This is a genomic window from Vibrio cincinnatiensis (assembly GCF_022113815.1).
Lineage (GTDB): Bacteria > Pseudomonadota > Gammaproteobacteria > Enterobacterales > Vibrionaceae > Vibrio > Vibrio cincinnatiensis_A.
The window spans coordinates 270,384-286,174 of sequence record NZ_SGOM01000003.1 but is presented as its reverse complement, the minus strand read 5'-3'; the positions used below and the strand labels follow the sequence as shown (position 1 = coordinate 286,174).

At 42.3% G+C, this 15,791-nt stretch carries 13 protein-coding genes and 1 tRNA gene; 11 read left to right on the top strand and 3 right to left on the bottom strand.

Annotated elements, in window-relative coordinates; all coding sequences use genetic code 11:
• Positions 1 to 56 precede the first annotated feature (56 nt).
• A complete protein-coding gene (phnR, locus tag EXA13_RS06270; protein ID WP_238132420.1) occupies positions 57 to 794 on the top strand; it encodes a phosphonate utilization transcriptional regulator PhnR in 738 nt (245 codons plus the stop codon).
• Between the two features lie 86 nt (positions 795 to 880).
• On the opposite strand, the gene EXA13_RS06265 is transcribed toward phnR, so the two are convergent.
• Positions 881 to 1,669, bottom strand: coding sequence for a siderophore-interacting protein (locus EXA13_RS06265; RefSeq protein ID WP_238132419.1), 789 nt, complete (start codon positions 1,667 to 1,669; stop codon positions 881 to 883).
• Between the two features lie 168 nt (positions 1,670 to 1,837).
• On the opposite strand from EXA13_RS06265, the gene EXA13_RS06260 reads away from it, so the two are divergent.
• From EXA13_RS06260 to EXA13_RS06235, 6 genes are all read left to right on the top strand, one after another.
• Positions 1,838 to 2,356, top strand: coding sequence for an NUDIX hydrolase (locus tag EXA13_RS06260; protein ID WP_238132418.1), 519 nt, complete (start codon positions 1,838 to 1,840; stop codon positions 2,354 to 2,356).
• A 138-nt stretch (positions 2,357 to 2,494) separates the two neighbouring features.
• Positions 2,495 to 4,312, top strand: coding sequence for an extracellular solute-binding protein (locus tag EXA13_RS06255; protein WP_238132417.1), 1,818 nt, complete (start codon positions 2,495 to 2,497; stop codon positions 4,310 to 4,312).
• Positions 4,313 to 4,321: 9 nt separating this feature from the next.
• Positions 4,322 to 5,404 carry a microcin C ABC transporter permease YejB gene (locus EXA13_RS06250; protein WP_238132416.1) on the top strand — a complete coding sequence of 361 codons (1,083 nt, stop codon included), beginning with the start codon at positions 4,322 to 4,324 and terminating at the stop codon, positions 5,402 to 5,404.
• 2 nt (positions 5,405 to 5,406) lie between these two features.
• Positions 5,407 to 6,447, top strand: a complete 1,041-nt coding sequence (locus tag EXA13_RS06245; protein WP_238132415.1) for an ABC transporter permease — start codon at positions 5,407 to 5,409, stop codon at positions 6,445 to 6,447.
• On the top strand, positions 6,447 to 8,039 hold the full coding sequence (locus EXA13_RS06240) for an ABC transporter ATP-binding protein (RefSeq protein WP_238132414.1): 1,593 nt from the start codon (positions 6,447 to 6,449) through the stop codon (positions 8,037 to 8,039). The genes EXA13_RS06245 and EXA13_RS06240 overlap by 1 nt, the downstream gene beginning before the upstream one ends.
• A 75-nt stretch (positions 8,040 to 8,114) precedes the next feature.
• Positions 8,115 to 8,600 carry an RNA-binding S4 domain-containing protein gene (locus EXA13_RS06235; protein ID WP_238132413.1) on the top strand — a complete coding sequence of 162 codons (486 nt, stop codon included), beginning with the start codon at positions 8,115 to 8,117 and terminating at the stop codon, positions 8,598 to 8,600.
• Positions 8,601 to 8,639: 39 nt separating this feature from the next.
• On the opposite strand, the gene EXA13_RS06230 is transcribed toward EXA13_RS06235, so the two are convergent.
• Together EXA13_RS06230 and EXA13_RS06225 are read right to left on the bottom strand one after the other, a co-directional pair.
• Positions 8,640 to 8,828, bottom strand: coding sequence for a hypothetical protein (locus EXA13_RS06230; RefSeq protein WP_238132412.1), 189 nt, complete (start codon positions 8,826 to 8,828; stop codon positions 8,640 to 8,642).
• Between the two features lie 147 nt (positions 8,829 to 8,975).
• Positions 8,976 to 11,327 carry a fatty acid cis/trans isomerase gene (locus tag EXA13_RS06225; RefSeq protein ID WP_238132411.1) on the bottom strand — a complete coding sequence of 784 codons (2,352 nt, stop codon included), beginning with the start codon at positions 11,325 to 11,327 and terminating at the stop codon, positions 8,976 to 8,978.
• Between the two features lie 319 nt (positions 11,328 to 11,646).
• Here EXA13_RS06225 and EXA13_RS06220 point away from each other — a divergent pair, with 319 nt between their 5' ends.
• The 4 genes from EXA13_RS06220 (at position 11,647) to EXA13_RS06205 (ending at position 15,728) form a co-directional block, all read left to right on the top strand.
• The gene (locus EXA13_RS06220; RefSeq protein WP_238132410.1) at positions 11,647 to 12,189 is read left to right on the top strand and encodes a DUF3332 domain-containing protein; all 543 of its coding nucleotides are present in this window, start codon (positions 11,647 to 11,649) and stop codon (positions 12,187 to 12,189) included.
• A gap of 188 nt (positions 12,190 to 12,377) precedes the next feature.
• Positions 12,378 to 12,452 (top strand) — tRNA-Gly (locus EXA13_RS06215).
• 295 nt (positions 12,453 to 12,747) lie between these two features.
• Complete coding sequence (locus EXA13_RS06210) at positions 12,748 to 13,254, top strand: AAA family ATPase (RefSeq protein WP_238132409.1); 507 nt, start codon at positions 12,748 to 12,750, stop codon at positions 13,252 to 13,254.
• A gap of 533 nt (positions 13,255 to 13,787) precedes the next feature.
• Positions 13,788 to 15,728, top strand: coding sequence for a HAMP domain-containing methyl-accepting chemotaxis protein (locus EXA13_RS06205; RefSeq protein ID WP_238132408.1), 1,941 nt, complete (start codon positions 13,788 to 13,790; stop codon positions 15,726 to 15,728).
• The last annotated feature ends 63 nt before the right edge of the window (positions 15,729 to 15,791 follow it).

Sequence of the window (15,791 nt, the reverse complement as noted above, 5' to 3'; positions counted from 1 at the left end):
CTTTTACCATCTAAGTGTCGTGACAAAAAGCAAGCAACCCATAATTAAGGACTGATGTGCAGTACGTTAAAATTAAAGATGCGATCGTTGAGCAAATTGAAGCAGGCATGCTGGCGCCTAAACAAAAGTTGCCTGCTGAACGCAAATTGGCTGAATCTTTTGATACCACTCGGGTAACGTTGCGTGAAGCACTTTCTTTATTGGAAGCAGAAGGGAAAATTTATCGGGAAGACCGCCGAGGCTGGTTTATTTCCCCTCCACCATTGCGTTATGACCCGACTCAAACGCTCAATTTTACCAATATGGCTTTAGCGCAACATCGTCAACCCAAAACTGATCTGCTCAGTGCGAAGGCGGTGATGGCCAATAAGCAGGCATCCAAACTTTTACAGTTAGCTCCATTTTCTGATGTGTATCGTATTGATCGTGTTCGTTATTTAGATAACCGTCCGGTAGTATTTGTGACTCACTACGTTCGCCCAGAATATTTTCCTAACTTGTTAGATTTTGATTTATCACAATCACTGACTGACATTTATCGAACTCATTTTTCGGTGCAGTATCAAAAAATTCGTTATCGGATCACAACCAGTTCACTATTAGGTGAAACCGCGCAGGCATTGAGAGCGACAACGGGAACACCAGCAACGGTGGTTGAGCGAGTGAATTATAATCAACATGGCGAGTTAATCGATTGTGATATTGAGTATTGGCGACATGATGCGATTAGTATCGAATCAGTGGCCGAGTTATCACACTCAGTAGAGCCGGATCTATCATCGCGTTTAATTTGAATCGGCTTCGCAGCTTGGAGTTATAAGAACATGGCCCGTAGGCCATGTTCTAGGTAGTTTTTGATATGGAAGCAAATCATTAACGGTTAACGGTTTTCTTCAGCATCTTGGCGCTTGATCACTTTGTGACCATCTTCTGTTACCCCATTTTTCCAATAACTGCTGATATAAATAAACTCCCGTTCAACCGTTCGTTCATTTCGAAAATATTGGCGTAGCGTTCGCATTGAATCAAATTCACAGGCACACCACACGGCGCACTGACCCGGCAGCCAAGGCTGAGCTTTAACAACCTCAGTTAAGGATTCCCCTTGTGCTTTATTCACCCATATAATTTTGACACCAGTTGGAGCGGCTAGAGGTTGTTGATCGGCGGGATCGCTGATCTCTATCACGGCATAGCCTTTTGCTTCCGTATCAAGGCTAGCCAGCGTCACTGACAAGGCGGGAAGTGCCGTCATATCTGCGACTAAGCATACCCAATCTGCTTGCCAGCTTGGACCTTGGCTTTTACCCGGGCCGGCAATGGAAATACTTTCACCCACTTGTACGGTTTCTGCCCAGCGAGAGGCAAAACTACAAGTTACATCGTCGCTGATATGGCGAACAAAGTCGACCACAAGGCTATGACTCTGAGGATCGAACTGACGAATCGTATAGGTGCGCATGATCGGGCGTTCTTCACTACCAAGATGGCTGAGATCACTGGAACCTTGTGGTGTAAACAGCAGTTTAATGTAACCACCTTCGCTCTCTTGTCCAAAGTGAGCAATGCTTGAACCTTGCAGGGTAATACGCTGAATATGTGGAGATATTCGTTCGGTTTTTGTCACGGTGACAGGGTAAGAAGGGCGTTGATTATTTTGATTACTCATAGTATTTATCTCGCTGACTTTATGTGGCTTACCATAACGATAATTTCACACCTCGGCAATGATAATCGTTGTCGTTTACAATAATTTACCGATAAAAATAATGAACGGATCCGTGCGCTGATTAGTCTACATGATAACATTCACCACAAAGAGCAAAGTGAGATATTCATGCGACATTTACACACTTCCACTCATCCAGAGATCGAAAACCTCAGCAACCATTCAATAGTGCAACGCAAAGCAGCGCGAGCTATAGCCATAGAAGGTGAAGAAATTTTACTTCTTTATACTGAGCGGTATCATGACTACACCTTACCAGGCGGGGGAATTGACGAGCAGGAAGACGTCATTCAAGCCATGGTGCGTGAATTACAGGAAGAAACAGGAGCAAACAATATTCAGATGATCCAGCCCTATGGCCTCTATGAAGAATTTCGTCCTTGGTATCGAGAGGATGCCGATGTGATGCATATGATTTCTTACTGCTATACCTGTAAAGTCGATCGCCAGCTTGGACAAACACGTTTTGAAGATTATGAAATTAAAAATGGTATGAAACCTATTTGGATGAATATTCATCAAGCCATTGCTCATAACGAACAGACGATGGCACACAGTCAACAAAAAGGCATGAGCATTGAGAGAGAGACTTTCTTACTGCGCTTGATTGCCAAAGAATTGCTTTAAAGCCAAGCTAGATTCACTTTAAATACCGTTATTAAAGCCAATCCTGTTAGTTATGTTTTGGTATCTTGCCTGTAGTTGAGTATAGTAAAAACAATAGGATAAGACGAAAGACAACCAGTTAACCAGAAGGACGTTTAAATGGGGAAATATTCACGATGGGTATTGGGGGCATTATTACTCGTATCCAGTCAGATAGTTTGGGCGGATGTTATAGAGACAACCCAGTTAGTCGGTTATGGTAAGGCTAAATATCCGATCAACTTTACTCATTTTGATTATGTGAATCCTCAAGCGCCCAAGTATGGGAAAATCACTTATGGGCAGATTGGCACCTTTGATAATTTTAACCGTTATGCCTCACGTGGAGTGGCGGCTGCGGGATCGGGTGAATTATATGACACATTAATGTTTTCCCCCAGCGATGAAATCGATACCTACTATCCACTTATCGCCGAAAAAGTCCGTTATTCTGACGATTACCTCTGGCTTGAGTTGGATATTAACCCTGCGGCACGTTTTCACGACGGTACACCGATCACCGCTTATGATGTGGAGTTTACCTTTGATAAATTTATGACCGAAGGTGTCGCTCAGTATCGAGTGTATTATCAAGAAATAAAATCGGTGAAAGCCTTAAATAAGCGTACCGTGCGAGTTGAAATGAAAGAGGGGAATCGTGAGAAGCTCTTTAGTTTTGCTCAGTCCACGCGGGTATTACCGGCTCATTTTTGGCAAGATAAAAACTTGTCTGAACCTTTAAATCAACCTCCTGTAGGCAGTGGACCTTATCGTGTGGTGGATTTTAAACCCGGTCAAAGTGTCACTTATCAGCTAGTGGATGACTATTGGGCGAAAGATCTACCGGTGAACGTTGGGCGTAATAACTTTAAGCAAGTGCAATATGACTATTATCGTGATGATACGGTGATGCTCGAAGCGTTTAAAGCGGGAGAGTTTGATCTACGCCAAGAGAGTCAGGCTAAGTTTTGGGCGACTTCTTATACGGGGGCCAATTTTGATAAGGGATTTATTAAGAAAGAAGAGCTCCCACACCATGCGCCTGTCGCGACTCAAGGATTTGTTTTTAATACTCAGCGGCCGATTTTCCAAGATGTTCGAGTACGTGAAGCATTAAACTACGCAATGGATTTTGAATGGATGAATCGTAATATGTTTTACGATCAATACTCCCGCACCCGTAGCTATTTCCAAAACACCCCTTATGAAGCACAAGGCTTGCCGAGTGAGCAAGAGTTAGCGGTACTTGAACCGTTTAAAGATCAGCTCCCCGCTCGGGTCTTTACCCAAGAATATCAGCCACCAGTGACCGATGGCAGCGGTCGGATTCGTCCACAGATGCGAGAAGCTTTCCGCTTGCTAAAAGAAGCGGGATGGGAACTGAGCGATAAAGTGATGAAGAATGTGGCAACGGGTGAGCCGATGAGCTTTGAGCTGCTCATTTACAGCCCAACGACCGAGCGAATTGCCATTCCTATCCAGCGCAATTTAAAGTTGATGGGTATTGATATGAAGATTCGCACTATTGATACCACGCAATATACCAAACGGCTGCGTGATCGAGATTTTGACATGGTCTCATCCAGCTTTTTCGCCAACCCTTATCCGAGCCCTAATTTACTGATCGTTTGGCACTCAAGTTATATGGATTCCACCTATAACACCGCGGGGGTTCAGGATCCGGTAATTGATGCTCTCACTGAGCAAATCGCCCAAAATCAACAAAATCCACCGCAGTTAGCTGCATTAGGGAAAGCATTGGATCGTGTTTTACAATGGAATTTTTACCTAATTCCTCAGTGGTATACCGGAATGTATCGAGTAGCCAGTTGGGATAAATTTGAACGTCCAGATGTGATGCCAGATTATGATTTAGGGCTAGACACTTGGTGGATCTCTGAGCAGAAAGCGCAGAAACTTCCTGCCAAACGCCGTTAAGAGGTAGACATGGCTGCGTATATTTTTCGCCGTTTATTGCTGGTGATCCCCACCTTGTGGGCGATCATCACCATCAATTTTTTTATTATTCAAATTGCGCCGGGTGGCCCCGTTGAACAAGCGATTGCCCAGCTAGAAGGGCACACCTCTGGCATCATGGAACGATTTACAGGCGGTGGGCAAGAAGTTATCGCCAGCAAACTGGATGATAGCTCAGGTTATAAAGGTTCACGGGGCTTAGATCCCGAAGTGGTTGAGGAGATCAAACGCCAGTTTGGTTTTGATAAGCCCATACATCAACGCTATTTTGAAATGTTGAAAAACTATCTGACCTTTAATTTTGGTGAGAGTCTGTTTCGTGGTGGGGATGTGATTGACTTGATCGTAGAACGTCTGCCTGTTTCTATTTCTCTGGGGTTATGGAGTACGCTCATCATCTACTTTATTTCCATTCCCCTTGGCATTATGAAAGCGATTCATCACGGCTCTCGCTTTGATGTCTGGTCAAGTGCCATGGTGATTGTCGGTTATGCAATTCCCGGTTTTTTATTTGCGATCATCTTGATTATTCTCTTTGCGAGCGGAAACTACTTTAGCTGGTTCCCACTACGAGGATTAGTGTCTGATCATTTTGAACAATTACTCTGGTATCAAAAAATACTCGATTATTTTTGGCATTTGGCGCTGCCCATTTTTGCAATGGTGATCGGTGGGTTTGCAACCTTAAGTATGCTGACGAAAAACTCCTTTCTTGATGAGATCAATAAGCAATATGTGGTCACTGCACGAGCCAAAGGGTTGGATGAACGGACTATTTTATATAAACACGTCTTTCGCAATGCCATGTTGATCATCATTGCGGGTTTTCCTAGCGCCTTTATCGGTATTTTCTTTACTGGATCGATGTTGATTGAAGTGATGTTCTCTTTAGAAGGCATCGGTTTGCTCGGGTTTGAGTCAACCATTCAACGCGACTATCCCGTCGTATTCAGCTCACTCTATATCATGACATTACTTGGGTTACTGCTCAGTATTATTTCCGATCTTACCTACACTTGGGTGGATCCACGTATTGATTTTGAGGCGCGCTAAGCATGGTAAAGAAATCAATGATTAATCCATTAACTCAGGCGCGCTGGCAAAGGTTTAAATCTCATCGGCGAGGTTTCTATTCGCTGTGGATTTTTTCGCTGCTCTTTATCGTGAGTCTGTTTGCTGAAATTATTGCCAATGATAAACCGCTGCTGGTCTCTTATGACCATCAGTGGTTTTTCCCTGTCGTTACTCAATATGCAGAAACCCGCTTTGGGGGCGAATTCGAAACAGAAGCGGATTATACCGACCCTTACGTCGTGGAATTAATTGAGCAAAAAGGCTATCTCATCTGGGCGCCGATTCGGTTTAGCTACGATACCATCAATCTCAATGTGGTCGGCTCGGTGCCTTCTGCACCGGATTCTGTTAACTGGTTAGGTACGGATGATAAAGGGCGTGATGTATTAGCCAGAATTATCTACGGTTTTCGGGTTTCAGTATTATTCGGCTTTGCATTAACGATTATTTCATCGGTGATTGGTGTTTTGGTGGGAGCAACCCAAGGCTACTACGGCGGCTGGTTGGATCTGTTCGGACAACGCTTTATTGAAGTCTGGTCAGGCATGCCAACTTTATTCTTGTTAATTATCCTCTCCAGTTTTGTCGAACCCAACTTTTGGTGGTTACTTGGGATCATGGTGTTATTTAGTTGGATGAGCTTGGTGGGGGTGGTACGCGCGGAGTTTTTGCGTTGCCGTAACTTTGATTATATTCGTGCAGCGCAAGCGATGGGAGTAAAAGATACCCGAATCATCTTCCGACATATGTTACCCAATGCCATGGTTGCCTCACTCACTATGATGCCTTTTATTTTATCGGGTTCAGTCACCACTTTAACCTCACTGGACTTTCTCGGTTTTGGCTTGCCAGTGGGTTCACCCTCACTAGGCGAATTATTAGCGCAAGGCAAAGCGAATTTACAAGCCCCGTGGTTGGGTATTTCGGCGTTCGCAGTTTTATCTCTGATGCTCACACTGCTGGTTTTTATTGGTGAAGCGGTTCGTGATGCGTTTGATCCACATGTGCAAGGAAGAGGCTAATGAGCGAACCATTATTAACCATTACCGATCTCTCGATTGGATTTGGTCGAGCACAAGCGATAGAAACGGTGACTCATCAAGTTTCCCTCTCTATTCATAAAGGGGAAACGCTAGCATTAGTGGGGGAGAGTGGTTCTGGCAAATCAGTCACAGCCAACGCTATTTTAAAACTCTTACCGAAAGGTTCAGCACATTATCAGCAGGGTAAGATCACGTTTGCGGGATTGAATCTATTAGCCTGTTCAGAGCGTCAACTGCGGGGTATTCGCGGGGGACGGATAGGCATGATTTTCCAAGAACCTATGGTGTCACTGAATCCGCTGCATAAAATTGGTAAACAGCTCGTAGAAACTTTAGCGATTCACCGTGGGATGCGTCAACGCAACGCAGAATCCTTAGCCATGACTTGGTTAGAAAAAGTCGGGATTCGACAACCACAGGTGAAAATTAATGCTTATCCTCATGAATTATCTGGAGGAGAGCGGCAGCGGGTGATGATTGCGATGGCGTTGATCAATGAACCCGAACTCTTGATTGCCGACGAGCCAACCACGGCGTTGGATGTTTCGGTTCAGGCGCAGATTTTAGATTTGCTCAAATCTTTGCAGCAAGAGCTGGGTATGGCGATGCTGTTCATTACTCATGACTTAAGCATTGTTCGACGTATTGCGGATCGTGTTGCGGTGATGCAAGAGGGACGAGTGATTGAACAAAATCGCTGTGCGGAATTATTTTCTGCGCCACAGCATCCTTATACCCGATTACTGATTGAATCAGATCCGCGTGGCACACCGGTTGCCGTCAATAAAAATAACCCAGTTTTATTAGAAACTCAGCAAATGAATGTGTGGTTTCCAATTAAAGGCGGGATTTTTAAACGCACCATGGATCACGTCAAAGCGGTGACAGGGATGACATTTAAGTTGCGTCAAGGGCATGCGATTGGATTAGTTGGGGAAAGTGGCTCAGGAAAATCGACCACAGGCATGGCGGTATTAAGGTTGGTCAATTCGAGTGGTGAGATTCGTTATGCCGATCAGACTATCCAATCACTTGATAGGCAGGCGATGTTGCCATTTCGGCGTAAAATGCAGGTGGTTTTTCAAGATCCCTTTTCCGCGTTAAACCCTCGCATGTCGGTGGCTCAAGTGATTGGCGAAGGGCTGACAGTGCATAGCCAACTCTCTCTCACAGAAATCGATGAAGCTATCTGTTTAGCGATGGAAGAGGTTGGACTGGATCCAAATACCCGTCACCGTTATCCCAATGAATTTTCAGGAGGGCAGCGGCAGCGCATTGCAATAGCCCGAGCGTTGGTATTAAAACCGGAATTTATCTTACTCGATGAGCCGACTTCGTCGTTGGATCGCACTGTCCAAGCTCAAGTGCTGGATCTGTTAAAGTCACTACAGGAAAAATATGGGTTAACTTACTTATTTATCAGTCACGATTTAAATGTGGTGAAATCATTATGCCATTACACCATTGTGATGAAGCAAGGGGAAATTGTAGAGCAAGGGCCAACGGACCAACTCTTTTCTGCCCCAAGTCACCCTTATACTCAAACTTTAGTACGGCTGTCTTCATGTTGATTTTGTTTTTAAGGTGAGATTCAGTAAATCTGCTATTCGGTATACACTAGCGGTAAATATTGAGTGAGAACGACCATGAGTCAGATGAACGACGATCAGCAAGAAATTGAAATCGAAGCAATAGGTATTGAGGTTGATACTCAACCAATTGAACTATATAAAGTTTTAAAACTTGCGAATGCGGTTAGTGGAGGTGGCGAAGCGAAGTATGCCATCGCAGAAGGCTACGTTGCCGTAAATGGTGAGTTAGAGACTCGTAAGCGTAGAAAGCTTTATGATGGAGATTTGGTTGAGTTTAACCAAGAATATTATTTAGTGATTTGTGAAGCTCCAATCAGTGAGCCAGCTGAACCCCAAAAGCCAGCTAAAGGTTCAACTAAGGAAAAAACACCTTCATCTAGGATGAGTAAACCTAAAGAGCGCAAGCTCAGTAAAAAACAAGAAAAAAAATCCACAAATAAAAAAAAGCAGCCGAATAAAACACAAGCAAAGGCGAAAGAGACGATTGAAGAGACGCCACCTAGCACCAACGGTGGCCGTAGCGCTATTCGATTTTTCTAGCAAAGATAGAAAGGGAGCTTAAGCGCTCCCTTTACGTTTCTATCGCCAATCATCATCAATAAATGTACGCCCTTCGAGTGCATATGGGTCATCATCAAAAGCATGTTCAATTTCCCCACGTAATTGCTCTAATTGCTTCTCAAGTTGATTGACGGTTTGATAATCGCCTTCTGAACAAGCCACATAGATTTGTTGTTCGAGTACATCAATGCTGTCTCTAATGCTCATCTCACACCTCCTGTTATTCACTTGAGTTGGGAGTGTCACTGGTCATTCTTGGTTAGTATATACCCAGTTTTCCAATTTTGCTGAGGCCCTTCAATTTGAACAAGCAGCCTATTCGCGCTAATTCACATTGGGGCCTTTCTATGAATATTAACGGTTTTCGAAGCGGTTATAGTCGAGTAGACCAAATTCAATCGGCTGATCTTGCTGATACCAAGCGTGGACTTTATCACTAAAAGACCAAAAATCATCAGCGCTACGACGGACAGCGAACCGGTCCAGCAATGCGATATAATCTTGTTCATTACTTAAACGTTGTAACCGTGAAACTAATTCTGGTACTTGTTGTTCATTGAGCTTCAAGTAAGCCGCAGGATAACTACCAACAACGCCACGCACTAGGGTTAGGTCATCATTGGCGTAATCACGGTTTTTTTCTTCATCAAACAGGCTAGAAATATTGGTATGCGCGTTTTTATGCAGCAGCGTAAACAATTGCGATTGCCCATCGAGGTTGTCGATCATCAACATCATGATTTGCGGGATTGCTTTTAATCCAGAACCTTTAATTTTATTGATACTGGCTAGTGCTTTTTCATGCTCAGGGAGTAATCCGGTATCCACAATCTCATAACGCGTGCTTAAAATCGGATGCACATGCGCTTTTAGCTTATCGAATAGCTCGGATTTGTACTGAGTCGTGGTGTAATTCACCTGGCTTGGTTGATCAAATGGCGTGACATTTTTCAATAAAAAATCAGACAGTTGTGGGCTTTGATCTTGGTACCAACTGGACATTTCTATGTGACGAACCTCACGAGGTAAGAAAGAGACAAAGTTGCTTTCTCCTTCCATACGTAAAAAATCCATAAACATGCGGGTAATTAATTGGTGGCCAAAATTACCATATACATCAAAACCTGCGACCAACAAGTAATGAATGCGCTCAAGTAGTGCGTAGTCAATCACCCATGCGGTTTTGGGTTTTTCCCCAACCAAACCTTGCACGACGGAAGCGCTGTCAAAGTGACGGAAAATCGTTAATGCTGCATTCGGATTGGTTCCATTACCATCCCAAATGAGATTGGTGGTTAAGTAGGTGCCATCTTTAAACCAATGATTGATGAATTCGGACTTCGCCTCTAGATACCGCGCTTGTTGCTTGGCATAGCGAACCCAATGCGTTAATGGCAGTGTGTTACTTTCTAACTCTGCGGGCAGTTTTAAATTTTCTGCTTGAGATCGATAGAATTCATTAACTTCAGGTATATCGGCTTTATCAGGATCTAAGAAAAAGACCCAGAAACGGTCGTTAATGACATTGAGTGCTAACTGTCCTCGGCATACTGGTCCTTTAATAAAGGCCATCACGGTATTTTGCGCATTATCAAGCATAAACTTGAAGCGTGATTGTACGGGTAAATCAATAAATGCCGTCATGGGGTTGGCAGCAATGGAAGGTTGATAGCTCGGCAGTTGAGTGACGGAATAATCAGCGTCAATAAACCATGCTGTCCAATCTGTGATCCGTTGTGGATAGAGGGCATAAGGCATATGGGTTTTATCAACGATCGTACTTTGCTCTGGAATCAAACGGTAGTAGACGCGCTCAACGTTTGGATCATCATAAGGTCGGCGAGTAGCAATCCGTTTTACGGGTTGACCTGGAGGGGTTGCCGAACGAACGAGTGTAAAAAATCGAGGTTCTGCTAGATCTGAAAAATAGAGGTGAGAGAGAAATAAATGCTCATAAATATAGCGAGCTGCTAATTGATTCTTTAGCGCGTCCGCATTCAGAAAAGCTTCATATTGCGTGACTAAACTTTGCTGCTGCTTGGTGAGTGGAAGGTGGGCATTCATGATTGCGCCATTTTCTAACCAGGTCATTAATGTTTGGTAATCGGATTGAGCTAAGTTGGGCATCCCAAATGGCATTCCCCAGTCAGGGTACAGGGTTTGGTATTGTTCATATTCTTCTATCGCAACGCATTGTTCTTCACGATCAATTGAGAAGTCAAACCCTTCCAACTGAGTTTGTTTCGGGAGGGGGTGGGCCTCTTTCTGCATCAATAAACGGGCCATCAAACCAGCTTGCAAATTGGCATTGGGTGACTGTTCCCGTTCATTGAGGATAGGGTGGAAATTAAACTCCCGCCATTCTTTAGTGAGTTGAGCATCTTCAAATAACCGAGTGGGGGATGCCGCCGTTAAGCGTGTACCTTGGTAAACTTTTTCTTTACTGGCACCTCGATCAATGCCTTCAACGGAAGACATCTTTAGTTGACATGGCGCATCGTAGCAGGCATGGCAGACCACACAGCGTTTATCAATAATCGGTTTGACTTGATCAAGAAAAAAATGAGCAGCAGCGGAATCTAGAGGAGCTTGGCGCTCTCTTACTTGAGGTTTCCCAAACAGTTGATCATAGTTGAGGCTTGCTAAAACAGCACAGCCAGAGAAAAGGGTAACTAAGCTAATAATGAAGAGTTTGCGTAAGTTCATTTCGCCATAGAAATAATGGAATGTGTGCTAAGTATACGCAAGCATAAGGGGAGCATGCGAATATTTTGCTTTGATGGTATGGAAATTATCTAAGAGCAAAGTGAGTTTCTTGTTTTGGCAAAAGAAGTTGTCAGAGATGAAAAATGGCTGTTATTGATGGTGTGGCATTTATTTGTTCCGTTGATGTGTGCGGTGTCAATTACAGTGGTCAGTCAGAAGCATGTAAAATTTTGCATGAGAGATTTTTTCAGGGCGTACAAATCTCTATTATCGCGGCGTATCTGTGGTAAAGCACGTAAACTGAGTGGTAAACATTATTATGAATAAGAAAGCAGTAAAAATAGCAGTCGCCGCTGCTCTAGGTGTTAGCATGCTAACGGGTTGTATGGGGCAGATGGCCACGACTGGGCTGGTGACAAAAGCAAATTTAAAGATCGTTGATAACCGATATGCGCGTGAAGGTTTGTTCTTACTACTTGCTCCTGTTTATGGTTTAGCCAGTGTGGCAGACTTACTGATTTTCAACTCTATTGAATTTTGGACAGGAACTAACATTATTACAGGAAAATCACCTGCGGTTGTGGATATGCCTGCTGATGCCATTATTAAAGTGAACGATCAGCTAAACAGTGGCTTGACGGATGCACCATTGCAGACTCAAGTGTTGCCGATTGAAAAAGCGACCATGCAACAAATAGATGAGCAGACTCTACAAATGGAAGTAACTTACGTTGATGGTACTCATAAAATACTTCGTGGTACAAAAGGCGAAGAAACGGTGGCGTTCTATTTAGATGATGAACTGATCACGGTTGTGAGTAATCAAGAGTTGGATGCCTATATCCAAGCTTCTCAGATTTAATCACTGTCACGACGGACTCCTAACCTCCCGTTCACGGGGGGTTATTTTTTATCTGAGTGCTTTAAAAGTAACCTATTGATATCATTTTGTTTATTTTACAAGCAAACAAAACAAAATCTAAAAAAAAGACTTTTCTTTTCTCATAAATATGGCAATATACATCCCGTAAGCAAGCCAGAGCAAACAAAGCGTGCGTCGTATAATGGCTATTACCTCAGCCTTCCAAGCTGATGATGCGGGTTCGATTCCCGCCGCACGCTCCAATGGCTTATATAAATTATCATTTTTTTAATATTAAGCGCCTTATGGCGTTTTTTTTGTTTTTATCTTCCCCACGCTTCTTTTTTCTGCGGTAAAGCGTCTCGTGCCGTGCGTCATTTCTTTTTACTCCAGTTTTTTTCTTGCTTTAGCCTTTGGGCGTTTCGTTCGTGAGCTTCAATGACCACTCACCCTATTTCTAGAACAAGCAACTCAGTGCTAGTAGAAATCCATGATGAAAATTCATCATGTGCTATTCTTGATCCTTTAATGCCGCTTAGATCTGAAGTGGAGGTAAGAGTGAGTATTCCGACATTATATATATTTTCTGGCCTTCCGGGCTCAGGGAAGTCCACATTAGCTCAATTGCTCGCTAAGCGAATCGGTGCAGTGTACTTGCGGATTGACACCGTCGAGCAAGGTCTGCGAGATTTATGCCATTTTAAGGTTGAAAGTGAGGGGTATCGGCTGAGTTATCGAATTGCGCAAGACAACCTTATCGTGGGAAATTGTGTTATTGCTGATTCATGTAACCCAATAGCACTCACTCGTCATGAATGGCAGGAGGTAGCAGAAAGTACAGGTGCTCGGTTTATTAATATTGAAATAAGATGTTCTGATTTAGCTGAACATGAATATAGGATTAACACTCGGCGTTGTTCTATCTCGACCCTACAGCAGCCGACTTGGCAACAGGTTCAAGCCCGATATTATGAGCCTTGGAATTCTGATGTTATTCACCTTGATACTGCAGGTAAAGCGATTGCTTTCTCATTGAGTGAATTGTCCGAAAAGCTCAGTATTTAAATGCGTCTATGAGTACAGTTATCATTAAAAATAATGGCTGTAACCTCTATGGTAAACGATTGCCAGATATAAGGTTTGTGTAATCAATCAAACTTTTCTTCTCATGTCTCTGTCTAAAATACCGCCAATAGTTATATTTCCATTATTAATCTTTGTGTTTTCTTATAAGCTTTTAGATAAAAAAAAGTCAAACTACGATATAATTTTGAAGGAATATCCTGAAAATGGAGTATTCTTATTGACAAAAACAAAGTGAACGATTCTTGCTCATTCTTTATGAGAGTATGGTTAACGATCTCACATAATTCATAAGTAGCTTAATAAGTTCGATGTCACTGTTGTTTGGTTAATAATTGACAATATAAATAATGGTTTAATGTGATGATTATCAATCAAGCTAATGAGTTTTGGTGTGAATAATTCATGTTATTACTATAAATTTAAGCAGTTAATTTAAATGATAGCTTTTACGAAATGAAAGCAGGCCAAACAATAAACATTTGATTTTTTATCGTAAGGTGTCGAAATTTCTCATGTTTAAAAATTTAAAAGTTGCAACTAAGATTGCGCTCGGATTTGGTTGTGTGATTGTACTTCTATCCGTGGCAGTTATGATTACATTATCCAGTTTGAATGATGCAGACAACAGTATCGATAACTATCAGTTATTGGTTAAGCAAAACAATTTAGTTTCTGACATTTCCTCAACGATTGGTTCAATTAATGGTTCTGTTGATAAATACATCCTATCTAAAGATGAATCATTTCTTAAAAACTTTTCAAGCGATTTAACAGATGTTCGTGATCAGCTCGATTATTTAAAAAGCCTCCTTCGTAAAGTAGAGAATAGAGAAAAAGTCGATATTGTTAAAAAATCAATCGTAATCTATGAAGATCGAAGTAAGGATATTGTTAATTTATATCGTAAAGAGTCAACGCTTTATGAATCTGAAATTGCTCCTACAATGAAGGAAATTAGTCATTATATTGAGGTTTTACAAGATTATACTCTTGATATTAATGATGATTCATTAACGCTATCACTATCTAAGATAGCAACGGATATGGAAATTACATTTAGTAAATTAGATATCTTTATTGCTACTTCACGAGAACTTGAATTTAATAAATTCAACGATCAAATGCATATTGTTAAACAAGAGTTGGATGCTGTTGGCAAAAAATTATCGGATAATGAACATTATGTTTTATTGAATGACAAGATCCGCTACTTATCTCAACAAGGTAATATCAGTAAAGGGATTGTAGATGATATTGACCTTGCTAACAGCAATATTGATGTTACCAGTGGTGAGCTATTTACAGCCATTAAAGGAATGGAACAATCCTTTAAGGCACAATTAGATGATCTTGGTGCTAGTGTTATTGAGTCTATAGCAAGTAGCATCCGTTTTAGTTTGACCTTTTATTCTATTGCTGTCATTGCTGGTATTATTAGTACCTATATTATTACTATTAATATTACTAAGCCGATTTATCTTGCTGTTGATTTTGCAAAAAAATTAGCAGATGGCGATTTGTCTATTCAGGTAGGGAAAACCAGTGAAGATGAAATGGGAATGTTGCTGAATGCTGTTCAAATGGCCGCTTCTCGTTTAAATCGAATGATGATAACTATCACTCGTGCTAGTGAAGAACTCGCTTCTTCTTCTCAAGAACTGGCGGTTGTGACAGAGCAAACAACCAGTGGAATCATGTCGCAAGAAGAAGAAACCGAACAAGTTGCGACCGCTATTAATCAAATGACTGCAACGGTTGCTGAGGTAGCCAACAATGCGGCGCAAGCTTCTGACTCTGCTCATGTGGCTGCGGATGAAGCAGAAAGTGGTGCTAAAATTGTCAATAATACCGTCAATTCGATTGATACATTAGCCCAGATAGTTAATGACTCATCCGATAATGTTCACCATGTTGAGCAGGAAGTGCTCAATATCAGTTCTATTCTCAATGTTATTAAAGAAATCGCAGATCAAACCAACCTACTTGCTTTGAATGCGGCTATTGAGGCCGCTAGAGCCGGAGAGGCTGGGCGAGGTTTTGCTGTTGTTGCGGATGAGGTTCGCTCACTGGCATCTCGTACTCAAAATTCAACGTCTGAAATTGAACAAATCATTGTTCAGCTCCAACAGGGGACACAAGTTGCTGTCGATTCGATGAAGCAGGGTTCAGTACAAGTTGATGAATGTGTCGACCTCGCACGTAGAACCAGTGCTGCTCTTAATTCTATTACTGAAGCGGTAGATGTGATTACTGAGATGAATATTCAGATTGCCAGTGCTTCTGAAGAGCAACGCTCTGTTTCTGAAAGCATCAATCAAAACATCATTAATGTTAAGCAGGTTGCTGAAGAGAATGCTGCCGCGGCTGATCAAACACGCGCTTCTAGTACTGATATTGCTCGCCTTGCCAGCGAGTTAAAAACGCTAGTGGAAGAGTTTACGTTAGCTTATTAGCCATTCTAGACAGCCTTATCAACAACTCGTGCCATATGGGTTGTTGATGGCAAATATTCGCTA

What these genes read in the sequence shown, in the direction of transcription:
- EXA13_RS06265 (WP_238132419.1), bottom strand. Translation starts at nt 1,669, where the DNA reads ATGAGTAATCAAAATAATCAACGCCCTTCTTACCCTGTCACCGTGACA.
- EXA13_RS06260 (WP_238132418.1), top strand. Translation starts at nt 1,838, where the DNA reads ATGCGACATTTACACACTTCCACTCATCCAGAGATCGAAAACCTCAGC.
- EXA13_RS06255 (WP_238132417.1), top strand. Translation starts at nt 2,495, where the DNA reads ATGGGGAAATATTCACGATGGGTATTGGGGGCATTATTACTCGTATCC.
- EXA13_RS06250 (WP_238132416.1), top strand. Translation starts at nt 4,322, where the DNA reads ATGGCTGCGTATATTTTTCGCCGTTTATTGCTGGTGATCCCCACCTTG.
- EXA13_RS06245 (WP_238132415.1), top strand. Translation starts at nt 5,407, where the DNA reads ATGGTAAAGAAATCAATGATTAATCCATTAACTCAGGCGCGCTGGCAA.
- EXA13_RS06240 (WP_238132414.1), top strand. Translation starts at nt 6,447, where the DNA reads ATGAGCGAACCATTATTAACCATTACCGATCTCTCGATTGGATTTGGT.
- EXA13_RS06235 (WP_238132413.1), top strand. Translation starts at nt 8,115, where the DNA reads ATGAGTCAGATGAACGACGATCAGCAAGAAATTGAAATCGAAGCAATA.
- EXA13_RS06230 (WP_238132412.1), bottom strand. Translation starts at nt 8,828, where the DNA reads ATGAGCATTAGAGACAGCATTGATGTACTCGAACAACAAATCTATGTG.
- EXA13_RS06225 (WP_238132411.1), bottom strand. Translation starts at nt 11,327, where the DNA reads ATGAACTTACGCAAACTCTTCATTATTAGCTTAGTTACCCTTTTCTCT.
- EXA13_RS06220 (WP_238132410.1), top strand. Translation starts at nt 11,647, where the DNA reads ATGAATAAGAAAGCAGTAAAAATAGCAGTCGCCGCTGCTCTAGGTGTT.
- EXA13_RS06205 (WP_238132408.1), top strand. Translation starts at nt 13,788, where the DNA reads ATGTTTAAAAATTTAAAAGTTGCAACTAAGATTGCGCTCGGATTTGGT.